General features: G+C 68.7%; 8 protein-coding genes. 5 read left to right on the top strand and 3 right to left on the bottom strand.

The features are described from left to right. Window positions 1–5: 5 nt before the first annotated feature. Window positions 6–6,275 carry a choice-of-anchor D domain-containing protein gene (locus tag I3V78_RS21600; RefSeq protein ID WP_204490346.1) on the bottom strand — a complete coding sequence of 2,090 codons (6,270 nt, stop codon included), beginning with the start codon at window positions 6,273–6,275 and terminating at the stop codon, window positions 6–8. 639 nt (window positions 6,276–6,914) lie between these two features. Between I3V78_RS21600 and I3V78_RS21595 the strand changes: the two genes are divergently transcribed. From I3V78_RS21595 to I3V78_RS21580, 4 genes are all read left to right on the top strand, one after another. After that, complete coding sequence (locus I3V78_RS21595; RefSeq protein ID WP_204490345.1) at window positions 6,915–8,387, top strand: OmpA family protein; 1,473 nt, start codon at window positions 6,915–6,917, stop codon at window positions 8,385–8,387. Between the two features lie 71 nt (window positions 8,388–8,458). Continuing rightward, window positions 8,459–10,501 carry an Ig-like domain-containing protein gene (locus I3V78_RS21590; protein ID WP_204490344.1) on the top strand — a complete coding sequence of 681 codons (2,043 nt, stop codon included), beginning with the start codon at window positions 8,459–8,461 and terminating at the stop codon, window positions 10,499–10,501. Between the two features lie 181 nt (window positions 10,502–10,682). Continuing rightward, window positions 10,683–12,635, top strand: a complete 1,953-nt coding sequence (locus tag I3V78_RS21585) for an Ig-like domain-containing protein (protein ID WP_204490343.1) — start codon at window positions 10,683–10,685, stop codon at window positions 12,633–12,635. Continuing rightward, window positions 12,559–12,726 carry a hypothetical protein gene (locus I3V78_RS21580; protein WP_204490342.1) on the top strand — a complete coding sequence of 56 codons (168 nt, stop codon included), beginning with the start codon at window positions 12,559–12,561 and terminating at the stop codon, window positions 12,724–12,726. The genes I3V78_RS21585 and I3V78_RS21580 overlap by 77 nt, the downstream gene beginning before the upstream one ends. 87 nt (window positions 12,727–12,813) lie before the next feature. Here I3V78_RS21580 and I3V78_RS21575 read toward each other — a convergent pair whose 3' ends face one another. After that, window positions 12,814–13,797, bottom strand: a complete 984-nt coding sequence (locus I3V78_RS21575) for a hypothetical protein (RefSeq protein ID WP_204490341.1) — start codon at window positions 13,795–13,797, stop codon at window positions 12,814–12,816. Window positions 13,798–13,851: 54 nt separating this feature from the next. Beyond that, window positions 13,852–16,473 carry a DNA mismatch repair protein MutS gene (mutS, locus tag I3V78_RS21570; RefSeq protein WP_239578156.1) on the bottom strand — a complete coding sequence of 874 codons (2,622 nt, stop codon included), beginning with the start codon at window positions 16,471–16,473 and terminating at the stop codon, window positions 13,852–13,854. Window positions 16,474–16,767: 294 nt separating this feature from the next. Here mutS and nhaA point away from each other — a divergent pair, with 294 nt between their 5' ends. Next, window positions 16,768–18,099: a Na+/H+ antiporter NhaA gene (nhaA, locus tag I3V78_RS21565; RefSeq protein ID WP_204490339.1), complete on the top strand. Its 1,332-nt coding sequence runs from the start codon at window positions 16,768–16,770 to the stop codon at window positions 18,097–18,099. The last annotated feature ends 4 nt before the right edge of the window (window positions 18,100–18,103 follow it).

Here is an 18,103-nt window from a genome sequence, read left to right as displayed (position 1 = left end):
CGTCGCTACTCCCGCCTCCGCCGCCGGGCGTGCATGCCCAGCAGGGTCAACAGCGTCACCATGCCCGCGCTCCCCCACTCCACGCCACTCGCGGAGCAGCCACTGCCGATTCCCGTCAGGATGCGGCCCACGCCTTCGACGGGGATCACCGCCTCGGGCGTCACCGAGTCCTGCAACCGGATCTGCACCTCGTCCTTGGTCTCACCGACCTCCTTCGGCTTGAACAGCACCCGGAACGTGGCGATGGCCGTGTCCGAGCCGGTGGGCCCCAGATCGAAGGTCCGCACGGAGTCGTTCTCCGCCACATGGAACACCGAGGCCCCCGCCTCCTTGACCGACACCAGGACGCGCTGGGACTGCGACGAGTTGTTGGTGATGAGCACGACCTCGGACTCCACTGACTTCGACACGTCGACCTGTCCGAAGTTCAGCGAACTCCGATTGACGTTCAGCACCTGCTTCGCCGCTTCTCCCTTCAAGGTCACTTCCACGGACTTCTGCTGGGAGGGCGAGGTCGTGCCGAACATCAACCGCATCAGCGAGGACGTCGCCACGAGGGGCTCGTATTCCACGGACACGTAGAGGGCCTCCTGCGCGGCGAGCACCTTGCCCTTCAAGGCCTCCAGATTGACCTTGAAGCGCTCGCCCTGCGTGCCAGGGGATTCCTCCACCGCAAGGGTGACGCTGTCATTGAGCTCATTGCGGATGTAGAAGCCTTCCGTCCGCTTGGGCCCGCCCGCGGTGACACTCCCGAAGTCCACCGCCGCCTTCGAGACGGAGAGCGTCGACGCCACGCCCTCACCCGTCAGCGTCACTTCCTTGTTGCCCGATTGTCCGAGCCCGAAGTCCAGCCGCAGGGTGCACGGCGCGGCCAGCGCGCCCACGGCCGAGGGCGTGAAGATGACGCGCAGCTCCGCCTCTTCCAGACCCGCCAGCGTGAAGCCCCGGTTCTGCTCGGGATCCGGCAGGAACTGCGAGCAGCCCACGCCCGAGGCCATGGTGGCCTTCACGAAGGTGGCGGGATCGATCAACCCATTGGTGATCCGCACATAGCGGTACGACGGCGTGTTGATGAGCTGTCGTCCGAACTCCAGACGCGAGTCCACCGACAAGGCCTCGGAAGTGCCTCGGCCATCCAGATTGATGGATTTGATCAACGGACGCGCGTCGTCCGTCGTGACCACCATCTGGACGAACGCGGACTGGCGGGTGGCGATGGGCTTGAAGCGGACCGTCACCGCCATGTCCTCGCCCGGATCCAAGCGGTAGGGCGTGGCCAGGTCCGCGTGCTGCAGGCTGAAGACGTCCCCGCCATCGGACAGGACGATGCTCCGGATGTGGAGCGAGCCCGAGCCCTCGTTCTTGATGGTGACGGTCTGCGGCTGGGAATAGCGATCCAACAGGATGCCCCGGAAGGTCAGCCCCTCGGCGGGCAGGAGCTCCAGCTTGGGGGCCGTTCCCTCTCCCCGTGCTTCCGTGGAGACCTCGCGGGCGTTGGACACCACCGAGAGGATCGCCGTGCGCTTGCCCTCCGTGGCCGGCTGGAACTTCAAGGGGATGTTCTTCGAATCGTTCGGGGCGATGACCATGGGCAGCGCCACGCTCCCATCCGCCAGGCGGTCGACCGTGAAGATCTGCGCCGTGTCGTCCACCCCGGTGTCGCCCGGCGAGGGCTTGCGCGTGAACACCAGTCGGCTGATGTTCAGCGGGCTCTCGCCCGTGTTGACCACCGTCAAGACGGAGGTGGTGGGCGCCTTCACGTTGATCTTTCCGAAGTCCACCCCCTCGGCCATCGTGGGCAGGAACGCCTCGGGTCCCTTGGCCTGTCCCGACACCGCCAGGCTGGGCCGCCGGTAGCTCTCCGAATCGGTCTCGATGACCAACACGCCCGCTTGATTGCCGCGGTACTCGGGCTTGAACTGGACGTCGAACTCGACGTAGTTGCCCTTGTTGGGCAACAGCACGTAGTTCGACTTGAAGTCGTGCACGGAAAAGGGTGGCGGGGTGGAGTTGCTGGTGAGCGTGGCGCTCTTGAGCACCAACGGATGCTCGCCTTGATTCTCGACCCGCACCCGCTCCGTCCGGGACGTTCCCACGTCCGTCGGAATGAAGGTGACCTCGCGGCCCACCAGGGCGATGCCATCGATGCCCCGGCCCTCCAACGTCACGGTCGAGAAGCCACCCGTGGCATTGATGGCGTTGCTGTAGACCTTCATGGGCCCCGTGATGTTGCCCAGCGAGGCCAGGCTGGGATTGAAGGCCACCTGGACCTGCTTCACGGCCGATCCGTCAATCGTCCAGGGCTGGGTGGCCGTGGGCGGCGTGATCGGAGACACGAGGACGAAGTCCGAGGGCAGGTCGAGCCCGCTGATGGACAGGGCGGACTTCCCACTGTTGCCGATGGTGAATTGAGCCGCCGCGCTCATGTGATTCAACTGCGTGGCCGCGAACGTCAACCGCGAGGGCAGTGTGATGTTCGCCGACTGCCCCTTGCCCGACAGGTTGAAGCGCACCGTGCCCTCGGCCGCGTTCGAGGCGACCTGGAGCCGGGCGGAATAGTCGCCGTTCTCCGTGGGCCTGAAGGAGACCGGAACCGTGACCTCCGCGCCAGGCTGCAGCTCCTTGGTGGAGGGATCCGTGCAGTCGAAGGGCGGCGGCGTCACGCTGGAATCGATGATGCTGATGATGCCCAGCGTGAGCGGGGCATCGCCCTCGTTCTTCACCGTCAACTCCCGGGGGCTCCGGGTATTCACGGAGACATTGCCAAAGTCGAGCTCCTGCTCGGTGGGACTGCCCGCGATGTAGAGCTTGATCCGGGGTTGTGTCCCCTTGCCAATGAGCGTGAGCCGGGGCTGCGGCACGTTGTTCGCGTCGCTCAACAGCGTGACGCTCTCGTTGACCAGGCCCGTGACGGACGGCGCGAAGGTCACCTTGATGTCGATGCTCGGACGGCTCGGGTTGAGCACCACGCTGGCGATGGACGGCCCGGTGAAGGCGCCATTGCTGAACTGCAGACCCTGGAGATGGATGTCGCTCGAGCCGTCATTGGTGACGGTGAACGTCCGCTCCGCCGTCGTCGTGGTGCGAACGTCCCCGAAGTCCAAGGTGAGGGAATTGGTGTCCGTCTTGGAATGGACCCGCAGCAGCTTCTGCGCCCCGCCCGACAAGGGGATGGTCACGAGCGCGTGGTCCGGATCATTGGTCTGGAAGACCAGGTTGCCCTCGTAGTCCCCAAGCACCGCGGGCGTGAACCCCACCGTGATCAGCTGCTCGCCTTGCGCGCTGGTCAGCTCGAAGTCCGTGCTCGGGCTGACCGAGAACGGGTTGACCCCCGAGGCGACGGTCGTCTGGAGCGAGCTGAAGCGCAGCTTGCCCGTGCCCATGTTGCGCACGGGAATCGTCAGGGTCGACATCGGCCCGCCCACGTTCTTCTTGCCGAAGTCACGCTTGCCCGTGGTCACCTGGAGCTGCGGCTTGACCCCCGAGCCCTCCAGCGACACGCGCTGACTGGCGACCTCCGTGTTCGCGCTGAAGAGATTCAGGTAACCCTGGAGCAGCGCGCTCGACTCCTGCGTGGGGCGGAAGCGCACCGTCAGCGTCTTGCCTCCCGGAGGCACCTCGAGCTCCGTGCCACGCGGAATCGCGGGCTCGAGCGTGTAGGCCGTGTCCCCCTCGGTGAAGACGTCGTAGAAGAACGCCGAGCCCGAGCCGGTGTTGTCGATCTTCACGTTGCGCGTCTCGCCCACGCCGCCGGCGCGGACCTCGCCGAACTCGAGCTTCGACACGGTGGAGACGCGCGGCCGCACGCCCCGGCCGCGCAGATCGATCTTGAGGCTGTTCTTGTAGGTCGGATCCGTGTTGCCCAGGACGACGGAGCCCAGGACCGGAGTGCCCGTGTCCTCGGGCGCATGGAAGTTGACCTTGATCTTCACGGAGGAGCCCGCCTCGCCCTTGGCCTTGAGCTCCGTGTTGTTCGGCGGCTTCTGGGTGATGGTGTAGGCCTCGTGGGTGGGCGGACCGATGGTCGCCAGCACGATGGGACCATTGCCCTCGTTGCTCACCGTCACCTCCAGCTCCATGTCACTGCCGACCGGCCGATCCTTGAAGTCGAGCAGGCCTCCGGACGTCATCACCACCTTGGGCGCGACGGGCGTGCCGGACACCGGAAGGGTGAAGCCGCTCAAGTCCCTGTCCCGGTTGACCAGGGCGATCTCTCCCGCGCGTGGCAACAGGGGCTCGGCGGTGGGCGCGTCGAAGCGCACCCGGAACGTCGCGGACGAGCCCGGGTCCGCCGGCGAGCTCTTGGCCTTCAACACCGTCCCGTTCGCGGGCTGCTGCGTCAGCACGAACGAGGAGTCCGTGGGCGCGCCAATGGAGTCCAGCAGGAGCGGACCCGTGCCGTCGTTGCTCACCACCACCTCCAGCTCCGGTGACGTCCCGGCGCGATGCGTCCCGAAGGCGAAGCCGCTCGCCGGGTTGAGCCGCAGCTTCGGTTTGACGGCGCTGCCCGTCATCGGGAGGGTGAAGGTCTTGAGGTTCTTGTCCGTGTTGACGACGGCGAGCGTGCCCGCGCGCACGAGCTCCGTCGTGTCCACGGTGGAGGAGGTGGGCGCGTCGAAGCGCACCTGGATCGTCATGGACGAGTCCGGATTGGCCGGCGTCGTCTTGGCCTTCAGCACGGTTCCATCCGCGGGCTTCCGGGTGACGGTGAAGGCGTTGTCCGTGGGCGTGCCGAAGGAGTCCACGGTGAGCGGGCCCGTGCCCTCGTTGCTCACCACGAGATCCAGGAGCTTGGAGGTCTCGGCGCGCACCGGCCCGAAGACGAAGCCTCCCGGCACGCTCAACACGAGCTTCGGTTTGACGGCGGTCCCGGACAGGGGAAGCGTGAAGGTGTTGAAGGCGCTGTCCGTGTTGACGAGGGCGATGGTGCCCGAGCGTGGGATGGCCGTGGTGTCCACGGTGGCCGAGGTGGGCGCGTCGAAGCGCACCCGGAAGGTCGCGGACGAGTCCGGATCGGCCGGCGTCGTCTTGGCCTTCAACACCTTCCCATCCGCCGGTTTCTGGAGGATGACGAAGGCGCTGTCCGTGGGCAGGCCGATGGAGTTCAGCGTGAGCGGGCCCGTGCCGTCGTTGCGCACCACGACATCCATCTCCTGCGACGTCTCGGCGCGCACCGGTCCGAAGGCGAAGCCTCCCGGTACGCTCAGCACCAGCTTCGGTTTGACGGCGGTGCCGGCCACGGGGACGGTGAAGGTGTTGAGCGTCTTGTCCGTGTTGACGAGGGCGATGGTGCCCGAGCGCGCGAGGGCCGTGGTGTCCACGGTGGCCGAGGTAGGCGCGTCGAAGCGCACCTGGAGCGTCATGGACGAGCCGGGATCGGCCGGCGTGCTCTTGGGCTTGAGCACCGTGCCGTCGGCGGGCTTCTGGAGGATGACGAAGGCGTTGTCCGTGGGGAGACCGATGGAGTCGACGGTGAGCGGACCCGTGCCCTCGTTGCTCACCACGATATCCATCGTTCGGGACGTCTCGGCCCGTACAGGGCCGAATTGCAGACCTCCGACCAGACTCATCGTGAGCCGCGGCTTGATGGACGTTCCCGTGAGCTGGATGGGCGTGCCCGGGAAGTCCGGATCGTTGGCGACATTGAGGTCGAGTTGGGCAGTGACCTCGACGCCATCGGCCGCCGGAAGATCGGAGGCCAGGTACTGCACGGTCAGTGTTGTGGATGCACCGGGAGCAAGCGAGATGGGCGGTGGCGTCTGCGCCGGAGTCAGCGCCACGGAGAAGGCATTGTTGCCAGTGATGGTGGGAGAGAAGGAGATCGCATTGGCGCCGACGTTGCGCACCACGATGCCTTGCGTGACGGCGTCGGTGGCGCGAACCTTGCCGAAGGCAATGGGCTCCGTATCCACGACCGTGGCGTATGGAATTCCTTCTCCGGCCAGATCGATGAGAGGCAGTTCCGCCGTGGCGTCACTGGTGATTTGAATCTGCCCATCGAAGGATTGTTCCGCGTCAGGTGCGAATTCGACCTCGATCTCCGCGGGCACGGCCCCTGGCTTGCTGTCTGGCTGCACGGTGATCGTGGCATTCAGGTCGAGCGGCTTCGTGATGTTGAAACGCCCGCCGCCCACCTTGGCGATCTTCGTGATCTTCAGCGGGGCTTCACCGTCATTGGTCAGCAGGATCTTCTTCTTGATGCTTGTCGTTCCTACCTGCTGGAAGCCAAAGTTCAGCGCAGTCCCGACGGACGACTTGATATGCCGCTCAAGCACGGTCAACTCGAGCTTGACGTGAGAGATACAGTAGGAACTGTTCTCCGGAACAAGCTTGAGTTTATTGACATCCCCCACGGCGGTCTTCCACCCAATGCCCGCGCCGAGAGATGCTTCTGCCTTGTTTACAACGCGACCCGCGGCATCCCCGTCACATTTGGTCGGTGTCGTTGCGCATTTGCGTTGTTGTGTCGAGAATGCGCTACCCACGGCTTGGTCGTTCACATACACCGTAACTGTGCGACTAAATGTGTTGGACTCGTGAATGGAAGCACCAAATACCGTGGCCTTGATCGCCTGGACATGCAGGCCGCGGTCCAGGGTGTATGAGATGTCCTTCGTGAAATCAGCGGACGTCGTGCTTCCCGGGCACTTGTAGGTCGTCCGCGAATCACATTGGAGACAGTCGCTGTTGCCGTTCCCGGTCCACGTCAGAAGAAGATCCGGTACGTCCTTGATGACCCGACTCTGGGTGGCAACCAGGGTCATGCCCACGGCCTGCGGTGCTTCTTCCGGCGCTGGACTTGCCGGCTCGGTTGGTCCACAGGCGGCCAGCGCGCCCAGGCACAGCAGGAGCCGCACATAGAGTCGGAGCACTTGTCTCTCCCCACGAAAAGAGCGGTAGGATTCTACCCGATCATGAGCTTACCTTCATCCACCCGGGGTGCAATCGTCGCGGTTTCGCTGGGTTGCTCGCTGGCCTCGGCGCAGTCCAACGACCAGTTGCCGGGCTTCGAGCTGGAGCGACTGGAGACCAACACCGGCCGCGGCACGGTGCTGGTCGGAAACGGCGAGCTCATGGTTCCGAGTGGCCTCAGCGTCAGCCTGCTGGGACACTACCAGAGCCAGCCCCTCGTGCTGAACAACGGCGAGAAGAACCTGGACATCGTCCAGCACCGCGCGACCGCGATGCTGTCCGCGAGCTACGGCGTCCTCTCCTGGCTCGAGCTGGGCGCGCAGTTGCCGTTCGTCCTCTGGCAGCAGGGCAAGAGCCCCACCGACGTCGGTCTGGCCGAGCTGAGGGCGCAGGGCCTCGGAACACCCGTCCTGCAAGCGCGCCTGGGGGTGCTGTCCCGGCGGCGACGGCAGCCCCTGGATCTGGCCGCGGATCTGGGCATCGGGCTGCCCATCGGCACGGGCTCCGCGCTGGCGGGGGATGACGGGCCCCGGTTCCATGCTCGGATGGTGGCGGGCACGGAGATGGGTTGGCTCCATCCCTCGCTCGAGGTGGGCGTGCTCTTCCGCCCCAACATCCTCCTGCCCTCCTCCCCCCAGACCCCTGTTCGCGAGGGGGCCAGCTCGGAGATCCGGCTCGCGGCGGCACTGGCCACGACGGGTCAGGGCCTCCGGGGAGAGCTGGGCATGCGCGCGACGTTCGCACAGCAACCCTCCCTGGAATTGCTCGGCGGGGCCCGTTTTCCGCTGATTTCGGGCCTGGATGCCTTCCTCCTCGGAGGACCCGGGATCGGCGCGGCGCCGGGCACTCCGCGCTTCCGCGTGGTCGCGGGCATCTCGTTCCGCAACGAGCCGCCTCCCAAGATCGCCTTCCTGGACGAGCGCTCGGACCAGGAGCTCCAGCTCGTCCTGGCCAACCCCGAGCGACCCACGCAGGAGAAGCCCGTGCGGCCGGTGCCCACATGGGATATCGCCCTGGGTCGCGGCGAGGAGCAAGGGCCGCTGGCCGCGGCCGCCGAGCCCCTGCCCACCGCGAAGCCGCATCAGCCCGGTGAGCGGGAGAAGGTCGTCTTGCGTGGGGAGATCCACTTCTCGCAGGGAAGCGCCGATCTCCCAGGCGTGGTACCCCTGCTCGATCAAGCCGTCCTCCGCCTGTCGGATCAGGCACGGGCGGGCGTCATCCTCGTCGAGGGGCACTCGGACAAGGATCGCGCGGACTCCTTCACCGCGGTCCGTCGCGCCCAGGCCATCCGGCGCTATTTGATCGATCAGGGGGTTCCCGCCACACGGGTCCGGATTCAAGGCTTCGGCGCGGATTGGCCTGTCAGCGCCCAGCCCGCCACCGAGCAGGAGCGGCAGCTCAACCGTCGGGCGGAAGTGCTCGTCATCACCGATGCCGCCGCCGAGCCGCTCACGACGCAGCAGACTCCTCCGTGAAAGCGCCTCCCCACTCCGAGGCCCATTTCCGCCTATTCTCCAAGTGCTCACGTGAAAGGAGTACAAACCTCATGAAGTACACCAAGGCCCTCCCCTGGCTGCCCGCGCTCCTGGCGCTCGGCGCTTGTGATGGAGAGACCGAAAAGCAGACGCCTCGGCTCGAGGCCGTCACCGTCAGCTGCACGCCGACGCAGGTGGTGGCGGGACAGAGCGCGCAGTGCAGCGCGAGCGCTACGGACCAGGAGGGCGCCCCCTTCGCCGTCTCCGCCTTCACCTGGACGAGCAGCGACAGCGCCCGGGCCCAGGTGGACGCCTCGGGCGGGGTGCGTGCCCAGGCCGCCGGCCCCCTCACCATCCGCGCCAGCGCCACCTCGGGCGGCATCACCCGCCAGGGCGAGGCCTCCCTGACGGTCTCCGACCGCCCGGCCACCGTGCACGCCGCCCCCATTACCGCCTCCGAGACATGGCGTCTGGCCGACAGCCCCCACGAGGTGCGTGGCCAGCTGTCCGTGAGCACTGGCGCCACCCTCACCCTGGAGCCGGGCGTCGTCGTGCGCTTCGCTCCGGACGCCGAGCTGCGCGTACAGGGCGCCCTGTTGGCCCCCGGCTCCGCCCAGGCCCCCGTCCAACTGCTCGGTGTGGCGCTCACCCCTGGCTCCTGGCGCGGCCTGGTGTTCTCCGCCTCGGGCAGCGCCTCCTCCCTCTCTCATGTCTCCGTGCAGGGCTGTGGTGCCCCCTCCGGCGAGGGCGCCTGCCTCTCCCTGCGCGACTCGGCCGCCCCCCTCCTCCAGGACGTCTCCGTGCGCCAGAGCGGCTCGGTGGGCGTGCTCGCCGACGCCTCCAGCGGCTTCGGCCCCGGCTCCTCCCGCCTGTCCGTCTCCGACAGCGTCGGCGTCGCCGTGCGAATGAGCGCCAACCTCGCCGGCTCCCTGCCCTCCTCCTCTTCCTTCTCCGGCAACGCCGCCGACGCCGTCGAGCTCTCCGGCAACGTCACCCGCTCCCAAGCCTGGTCCGGCTCCTTCCTCGTCCCGGAAACCCTGCGGGTCGAGGGGACGCTCACCACGGGCATCACCCTCACCATCACCGCCGGCAGCGTGCTGCGCTTCGCGCCCCGGGCCGAGATGCTCGTGGGCTATGACGAGAACCTCGCCTCGCTCGTGGTGGAAGGCACGGCCGCCGCGCCCGTGCGCTTCACCGCCGACGCCGCCAGCCCCCAGCCCGGCCACTGGCGTGGCGTGTACGTCGCTTCTGAAATGACTACTTCCAGCCGACTGGCACATGCCACGTTCGAGTACGCCGGGGCCGAGGGCGCCCTTGCCGGAACCCGTGCCAACCTGAGCATCGGCGGAATCTGTGAGACGTGTGTCACCCTCACGGATGTCACCGTCCAGAAGAGCAGCGGCCCTGGCCTCGTGCTCCATTCGCCGCTGAATCCCGAATCGGCCCGGCTCACCTCGCGTGACAATGGTCAGTACGCGCTCTCGATCGCGCCAAGACTTGTCCCCCTCATCGCCAAAGACAGTACCTTCAGCGGCAATGCCCTCGGCATCGAACTCATGGCCGGAAGTGTCGGAGTCAGTCAGACCTGGCCCAACCTGGGCCTTCCTTATGTGATTACCAACTTCGTCTATGTGGGCTCGGAAAGCCCCCCCACCCTCACCCTTGCGCCGGGGACGGAAGTCCGCTTCGCGCCCGGCGCGTTCCTGAGCGTGGGCACGCGCGTCGGCAATTTCCCGGGCAAGCTCATCGCCCAGGGGACGGCCCAGGCGCCCATCCGCTTCGTTCCCGATGCGGCCTCCCCCGCTCCCGGCTATTGGCGTGGCCTGCACTTCGGTCGGGCCGATGGCAGTCGCCTCGAGCATGTCGAAATCTCTCACGGCGGCGGCACGGGCGAGCCCGGCATCTACAGGCTCTACGGCGCTGGCAACCTCAATATCTACCGGGAGATTGGTCCCTTCTTCACCCACACCCGCTTCACCTGGGCCAAGGACTGCGCCATCACCGGCAGCCCGGGCACCCGTGACGACGAGACCTCCGTCAACACCGACTTCTTCCTGCCCGAGTACGCCAACTCCTTCGCCAACAACGGCTTCGACGGCCAGTGCGATAGCTGACGTCGACGTCCTTCACCTCGGCTCACCTCGGCCTCGGTTCGCCTGCTCGCGGACCGGGGCCTTTGACTGCCCGCGGCCCTCTGGCGCCTGGACGCCACCACCTGGCGTCCTCACGCAAGCCCCGCACGGCCTCCTCCGCTACAAGCCCCCGCCTCTCTTTCACCCCGGGGGGTTGTCGCCCATGTCTTCCCGTCGCTTCTTCCTCTCCACCGCCTTGTTCCTGGCTGGCTGTGGAGACTCTTCTCCCGTCCCCGCTTCTTCTCCCCGGCTCGAGGCCGTCACCGTCAGCTGCACGCCGACGCAGGTGGTGGCGGGACAGAGCGCGCAGTGCAGCGCGAGCGCCACGGACCAGGAGGGCGCCCCCTTCGCCGTCTCCGCCTTCACCTGGACGAGCAGCGACAGCGCCCGGGCCCAGGTGGACGCCTCGGGCGGGGTGCGTGCCCAGGCCGCCGGCCCCCTCACCATCCGCGCCAGCGCCACCTCGGGCGGCATCACCCGCCAGGGCGAGGCCTCCCTGACGGTCTCCGACCGCCCGGCCACCGTGCACGCCGCCCCCATTACCGCCTCCGAGACGTGGCGCCTGGCCGACAGCCCCCACGAGGTGCGTGGCCAGCTGTCCGTGAGCACTGGCGCCACCCTCACCCTGGAGCCGGGCGTCGTCGTGCGCTTCGCTCCGGACGCCGAGCTGCGCGTACAGGGCGCCCTGTTGGCCCCCGGCTCCGCCCAGGCCCCCGTCCAGCTGCTCGGTGTGGCGCTCACCCCTGGCTCCTGGCGCGGCCTGGTGTTCTCCGCCTCGGGCAGCGCCTCCTCCCTCTCCCATGTCTCCCTGCGGGGCTGTGGTGCCCCCTCCGGCGAGGGCGCCTGCCTCTCCCTGCGCGACTCGGCCGCCCCCCTCCTCCAGGACGTCTCCGTGCGCCAGAGCGGCTCGGTGGGCGTGCTCGCCGACGCCTCCAGCGGCTTCGGCCCCGGCTCCTCCCGCCTGTCCGTCTCCGACAGCGCCGGTGTCGCCGTGCGCATGAGCGCCAACCTCGCCGACTCCCTGCCCTCCTCCTCTTCCTTCTCCGGCAACGCCGCCGACGCCGCCGAGCTCTCCGGCAACGTCACCCGCTCCCAAGCCTGGTCCGGCTCCTTCCTCGTCCCGGAAACCCTGCGGGTCGAGGGGACGCTCACCACGGGCATCACCCTCACCATCGCCGCCGGCAGCGTGCTGCGCTTCGCGCCCCGGGCCGAGATGCTCGTGGGCTATGACGAGAACCTCGCCTCGCTCGTGGTGGAGGGCACGGCCGCCGCGCCCGTGCGCTTCACCGCCGACGCCGCCAGCCCCCAGCCCGGCCACTGGCGTGGCGTGTACGTCGCTTCTGAAATGACCACTTCCAGCCGACTGGCACATGCCACGTTCGAGTACGCCGGGGCCGAGGGCGCCCTTGTCGGAACCCGTGCCAACCTGAGCATCGGCGGAATCTGTGAGACGTGTGTCACCCTCACGGATGTCACCGTCCAGAAGAGCAGCGGCCCTGGCCTCGTGCTCTATTCGTCCCTGAATCCCGAATCGGCCCGGCTCACCTCGCGTGACAACGGTCAGTACGCGCTCTCGATCGCGCCAAGACTTGTCCCCCTCATCGCCAAAGACAGTACCTTCAGCGGCAATGCCCTCGGCATCGAACTCATGGCCGGCCATGTCAATGACAGTCAGACCTGGCCCAAGCTGGGCCTGCCTTATGTGATTACCAACTTCGTCTATGTGGGCTCACAAAGCCCCCCCACCCTCACCCTTGCGCCGGGGACGGAAGTCCGCTTCGCGCCCGGCGCGTTCCTGAGCGTGGGCACGCGCGTCGGCAATTTCCCGGGCAAGCTCATCGCCCAGGGGACGGCCCAGGCGCCCATCCGCTTCGTTCCCGATGCGGCCTCCCCCGCTCCCGGCTATTGGCGTGGCCTGCACTTCGGTCGGGCCGATGGCAGTCGCCTCGAGCATGTCGAAATCTCTCACGGCGGCGGCACGGGCGAGCCCGGCATCTACAGGCTCTACGGCGCTGGCAACCTCAATATCTACCGGGAGATTGGTCCCCTTCTTCACCCACACCCGCTTCACCTGGGCCAAGGACTGCGCCATCACCGGCAGCCCGGGCACCCGTGACGACGAGACCTCCGTCAACACCGACTTCTTCCTGCCCGAGTACGCCAACTCCTTCGCCAACAACGGCTTCGACGGCCAGTGCGATAGCTGACGTCGACGTCCTTCACCTCGGCTCACCTCGGCCCCGGTTCGCCTGCTCGCGGACCGGGGCCTTCGTGTGTCCGAGTCCACTCGCGTCTCAACGCCGCGATGACGTGACGCCAATGCGCAACAGGAAGCGGGCCTTGCGCTCCAGGTCCGCCAGGTGCCGGGACGGCTGCGCCACGGGCACCGGCGCGGGGCGCGGACTCGCGGGCACGATGGCGCGCACGGGCGCCACGACGGGCGCGGGCGGTGCGGCCGGACGCCGGGGCTCGGGCGCGCTCGGGTCGTGAATCACCACGGGGATTTCAATGCGTCCGCGCACGGGTCGCCGGGGGCCGGACTGTCGCCGAGGCAGGGGCGGCACTTTCTCCTCCACCCCGCGCCCGTGGAGCCACGCCCCACAGCGCCAGAGCACGTCGTGGCGCTGGGCCAGCAGCGTCCAGAAACGATCCCGTTGCTCGATGGCCCGGAGCAGCGAGGGCCCCGTGTCGTCGCCCTCCTCCGATCTGCGCCCGAGCATCAGCCGCAGCTTGCCCACCAATTGCTCGGCCTCGGTGAGGTTCGCGCCGGACAGCGGCGAGCGGCCCGCGAGGCGGCCCTCGTTGCGGCGCAGGAGCGCGGTGAGGGCGGCGCAGTCCTCCAGGATGTCCTGCTGGGCCCGGAGCCACACCTCCTCGGCGTCCGCGTCGGACAGCAGGCCCGCCTCCGCCAGGGCATCCGCCGTCTTGCGCAGCTTGCGACGCAGGCCCTGGGCCTCGTCGAACAGGCGGCCGAAGGACGAGGCCTGGAGCTCGTGCTCCACCCGCAGCTCGGCGAAGACGAGCCCCTGGGCGAGCCGTGGCAGTTGCGACAGCTCCACGAGGTTCACGTTGGGCAGGCGGCCCACGAGGACCGAGCCCGCGCCCACCACGTTCTCCACGCCCCGCACCACCGCGTGGTAGGCGAGCACCACGTCCGCGCCACACGCCTCGATGAAGCCCGGCTCGATGGCCATGGCCGCCGGGTAGAACGAGTCGTAGGCCGTGCGCGAGGCGATGGTCTCCAGCTCCGAAGGCTCACTCCGCTCGTCTTCACCCATACGGGCGAGCCTACCGAGCGGCCCCGGCGCGCCGCAATGGCCGCCGGGGACGCCCTACTTGAGCTCGCGCTGCAGCTTCGCCAGCAGGTTGAGCGCCTCCAGCGGCGTCAGCTCGTTGAGCGAGGCCGCCTGCAAGGACTCCAAGACCTTCTGCTGCGCGGGCGCGAGCGTGGGGCCCGCGCTCCCACCGCCGAACAGGCCGAGCTGTCCCGGCGCGGGCGCGCTCGCCTTGGCACCCCGCCGCGCGAGCCGGGGCTTGCCGTTGTCGTCGAACTCGCCGGATTCCAGGTTGCGCAGGATGTCCCGGGCGCGCTCCACCACCTCGGGGGGCAGGCCGGCGAGCCGCGCCACTTCGATGCCATACGAGCGGTTGGCGCCGCCGGGCACGAGCTTGCGCAGGAAGAGCACCTTGCCGCCCTGCTCCTTCACGGCGATGCAGAGGTTCTTCACCCGGGGCTTCTCGCGCGCCAGGTCCACCAGCTCGTGGTAGTGCGTGGCGAAGAGCGTGCGCGCGCCACACTTGTCGTGCAGGTGCTCGGCCACCGCCCAGGCGATGGACAGGCCGTCGTAGGTGGACGTGCCGCGGCCAATCTCGTCCAGGATGACGAGGCTGCGCCGCGTGGCGTGGTGCAGGATGTGGCTCGTCTCCGTCATCTCCACCATGAAGGTGGACTGGCCCCGCGCCAGGTTGTCCGCCGCGCCCACGCGCGTGAAGATGCGATCACTCAGGCCGATGCGCGCCGAGGCCGCCGGCACGAACGAGCCCGCCTGCGCCATGAGCACCGTGAGCGCCACCTGCCGCATGACGGTGCTCTTGCCCGCCATGTTCGGGCCCGTGATGATGAGGATCTGCGACTCGCCCGAGTCCAGCTTCACGTCGTTGGGAACGAACGCCTCGCCCGCCCCCAGCACGCGCTCCACCACCGGGTGACGGCCGCCGGTGATGGTGAGCACCTCGGAGTCGTCCACCACCGGGCGCACGTAGCCGTACTCGGCCGCGCACCGCGCCAGCGACAAGAGCGCGTCCGCCGTGGCCACGCCCTCCGCCGCCGAGCGCAGCCGTGGCGCCTCCTTCACCACCTGGGCCCGCAGCTGCTCGAACAGCTCCAGCTCCAGCGCGCACCGCCGCTCCTCGGCCGTGAGCACCTTCTCCTCGTACTCCTTGAGCTCCGGCGTGACGAAGCGCTCGGCGCCCACCATCGTCTGCTTGCGGATGTAGTCCGGGGGCACGGAGTTCAGGTTCGACTTCGTCACCTCCAGGTAGTACCCGAAGACGCGGTTGAAGCGGATCTTCAGCGAATTGATGCCCGTGCGCTCGCGCTCACGCGTCTCGAGCTTCAGCAGGAAGTCCTTGCCGGAAGTGGACAGCTCCACGAGCTTGTCCAGCTCGGCGTGGAAGCCCGGCCGGATGAAGCCGCCCTCCTTGAGGACCGCCGGGGGCTCGTCCACCACCGCGGACAGGAGCACCTGGGTGAGCTCCGGCAGCGCCCCGAGTGGCCCCGCGAGGCTCTTGAGCAGGCCGGACTCGCAGCGCGCGAGCGCCGCCGACAGCCGGGGCAGCTGCGCCAGGGACACCGCGAGCGCGCGCAAATCCCTCGCGCTGCCCGCGCCGAGCGACAACCGGCCGCACAGCCGCTCGATGTCGCCGACTTCCTTGAGGATGCCCGTGAGCTCCTCGCGCCACACGCTGCGCCGGGACAGCTCGTCCACCGCGTCCAGGCGGGCGTTGATCTCCGGCAGCGAGCACAGCGGAGCCGCGAGCCACCGGCCGAGCTTGCGCGCCCCGAGCCCCGTCGCCGTGCGGTCCAGCACGCCCAGCAGCGAGCCCTTGCGCCCGCCATCGCGCAGGGTGCGCAGCACTTCCAGGTTGGCGCGCGAGGACTCGTCCATGACGAGGTGCCCGCCGCGCTGCTGGCGGCTGAGCCGGTCCACGTGCGCCGCGGCCGTCTTCTGCGTGTCCTTGAGGTAGCGCAGCGCCGCGCCCGCCGCGCCGGTGGCCAGGGGCGCGTCCTGCAGGCCGAACGCCTCCAGCGACTGCACCGCGAAGTGGCCCCGCAGGTACACCGCCGCCCGCGCGGGCTCGAATGCCGCCTTCTCCAGCTCCGCCACCGCCGGGGGCTTGTTGAGCCGCGAGGTGACGAAGGTCGTCTCCGGGCTGTCGCGGAAGCCCTCGGGCACGAGCAGCTCGCGCGGCTCCACCCGGGCGAGCGCCTCCACCAGCTCCTGGCTCGTCTCCGCCTCCAGGGTGAAGAACTCGCCCGTGCTGGCCTCCAGCAGCGCCGCGCCGAAGCCCTCGGCGCCCGGGTACACGGCGGCCAGGAAGTTGCTCGCCCGGGGCTCGAGCGACTCCTCGTCCAGCACCATGCCCGGGGTGATGACCCGCGTCACCTCGCGGCGCACGATGCCCGGCGCGCTGCCCGCCTCCTCCACCTGCTCGCAGATGGCCACCTTGAGGCCGTGCTCCACGAGCCGGGCGATGTAGCGGCGCGCCGAGTGGTAGGGCACGCCCGCCATGGGCACCTTCTCCGCGTTCTTGGCCCGCGCGGTGAGGGTGATCTGCAAGAGCTCCGAGGCGCGGATGGCGTCCTCGAAGAACATCTCGTAGAAGTCTCCCAGCCGGAAGAAGAGGATGGCGTCCGGATTGAGCGCCTTGACCTCGAGGTACTGCCGCATCATGGGGGTGAGCGCGCCGATCTCCCGCGCCGCCGCCGGTTCGGTTTCCACCGGAACCTCGGCCTCCTCCCCACTTCCCTTGGCTTCCTTCCGCGTCGCGCCCATCGCGGCTCCTTGTCTCATGCGTTCGGGTCGGGATCAACAGAACACCCGACCTCCGCCGTCTACCTCGTCGCTCCTACTCCGGCCATGGGGCCCGGCTCGCCTGGACGCCCTGCGTCCCCGAGGGACGGAAATCGGTCCGGCGGCGTCCGAAAACCATGGCCCGAGGCCGGGGAGCATGCGATCCGTCCCGACATGGAGACCCAACCCCGCCCGCCCCCGCCCCGGCTGTTCCAGGTCGCCACCGCGCCGTTGCAGGCCTTCTTCCGGTTGGAAGCCAGCAGCGGCATCCTCCTGGCGCTGTGCGCCGTGGCGGCCATGGTCTGGGCCAACTCGCCCTGGTCGGCGGGCTATGGCGCGCTCTTCGACGCGCCGCTGTCCCTGGGGGTGGGCGGGGCCCCCTCGCACTTCACCTTCCGCGAACTCATCAACGACGGGTTGATGACGATCTTCTTCTTCCTGGTGGGCATGGAGATCAAGCGCGAGCTGGCCACGGGCGAGCTGCGCACGGTGTCCCGGGCCCTCCTGCCGCTCATCGCGGCGCTGGGGGGCATGGTGGTGCCCGCGGCCGTCTACATCGCGCTCAACGCGGGCACGCCGGCCATGAAGGGCTGGGCCATTCCCATGGCCACGGACATCGCGTTCGCCATCGGGTGCCTCACCCTGCTCAAGGGCCGGGTGAGCCATGGCCTGGTGGTGTTCCTCACCGCGCTGGCCATCTTCGACGACATCGGCGGCATCCTCGTCATCGCCCTGTTCTACGGCTCGGGCCTGCACGTGGAGTGGCTGCTCGGGGGGCTGGGCCTCACGGGGGTGCTGTGGGCCTGCAACCACTACTACGTGCGCAACGGCGTGGTGTACGCGCTGCTGGGCACGGGGCTCTGGTACGCCCTGCACCATGGCGGCATCCACTCGACCATCGCGGGCGTCATCACGGGCATGATGATCCCCGCGCGGCCCGTGCGCCGGGGCCGTGAGGTGCTCGAGGAGCTGCGCGGCTTCATCGACGAGCTGTTGCGCGCGCCCCAGGACGAGGCGGTGCGCACCCAGCAGCTCCTGCACATCGAGGAGCAGATGGAGGACATCGAGCCGCCGCTCACGCGCTTCGTGCACCTGTGGCACGGCTGGGTGTCCTACGGAATCGTGCCGCTGTTCGCCCTGGCCAACTCGGGCATCGACGTGCGGGGCATGCACCTGGCGGACCTGCTCGCGCCCCTGCCGCTGGGGGTTCTGCTGGGCCTGTTCGTGGGCAAACAGGTGGGCATCTTCCTGTTCACCTGGGTGGCGGTGAAGGCGGGCGTGTCCGAGATGCCGGGCGGGTCGGGACTCGGGCAGCTGCATGGCGTGGCGGTGGTGGCGGGCATCGGCTTCACCGTGGCGCTGTTCGTCGCGGGGCTGGCCTTCGCCCAGGAGCCCGAGCTGCTGTCCCAGGCGAAGCTGGGCATCCTCCTGGGCTCGCTGCTCTCGGGCGTGGTCGGCTATGGAATCCTGCGCCTGGCGCGGCCCCCCCGGCCCCAGGAAGGTTGAGTTC

The sequence above is a fragment of the Archangium primigenium genome (genome assembly GCF_016904885.1).
GTDB lineage: Bacteria > Myxococcota > Myxococcia > Myxococcales > Myxococcaceae > Cystobacter > Cystobacter primigenius.
Note: the sequence above shows the minus strand (reverse complement) of the source record. Positions and strands in the feature narration are given on the sequence as shown.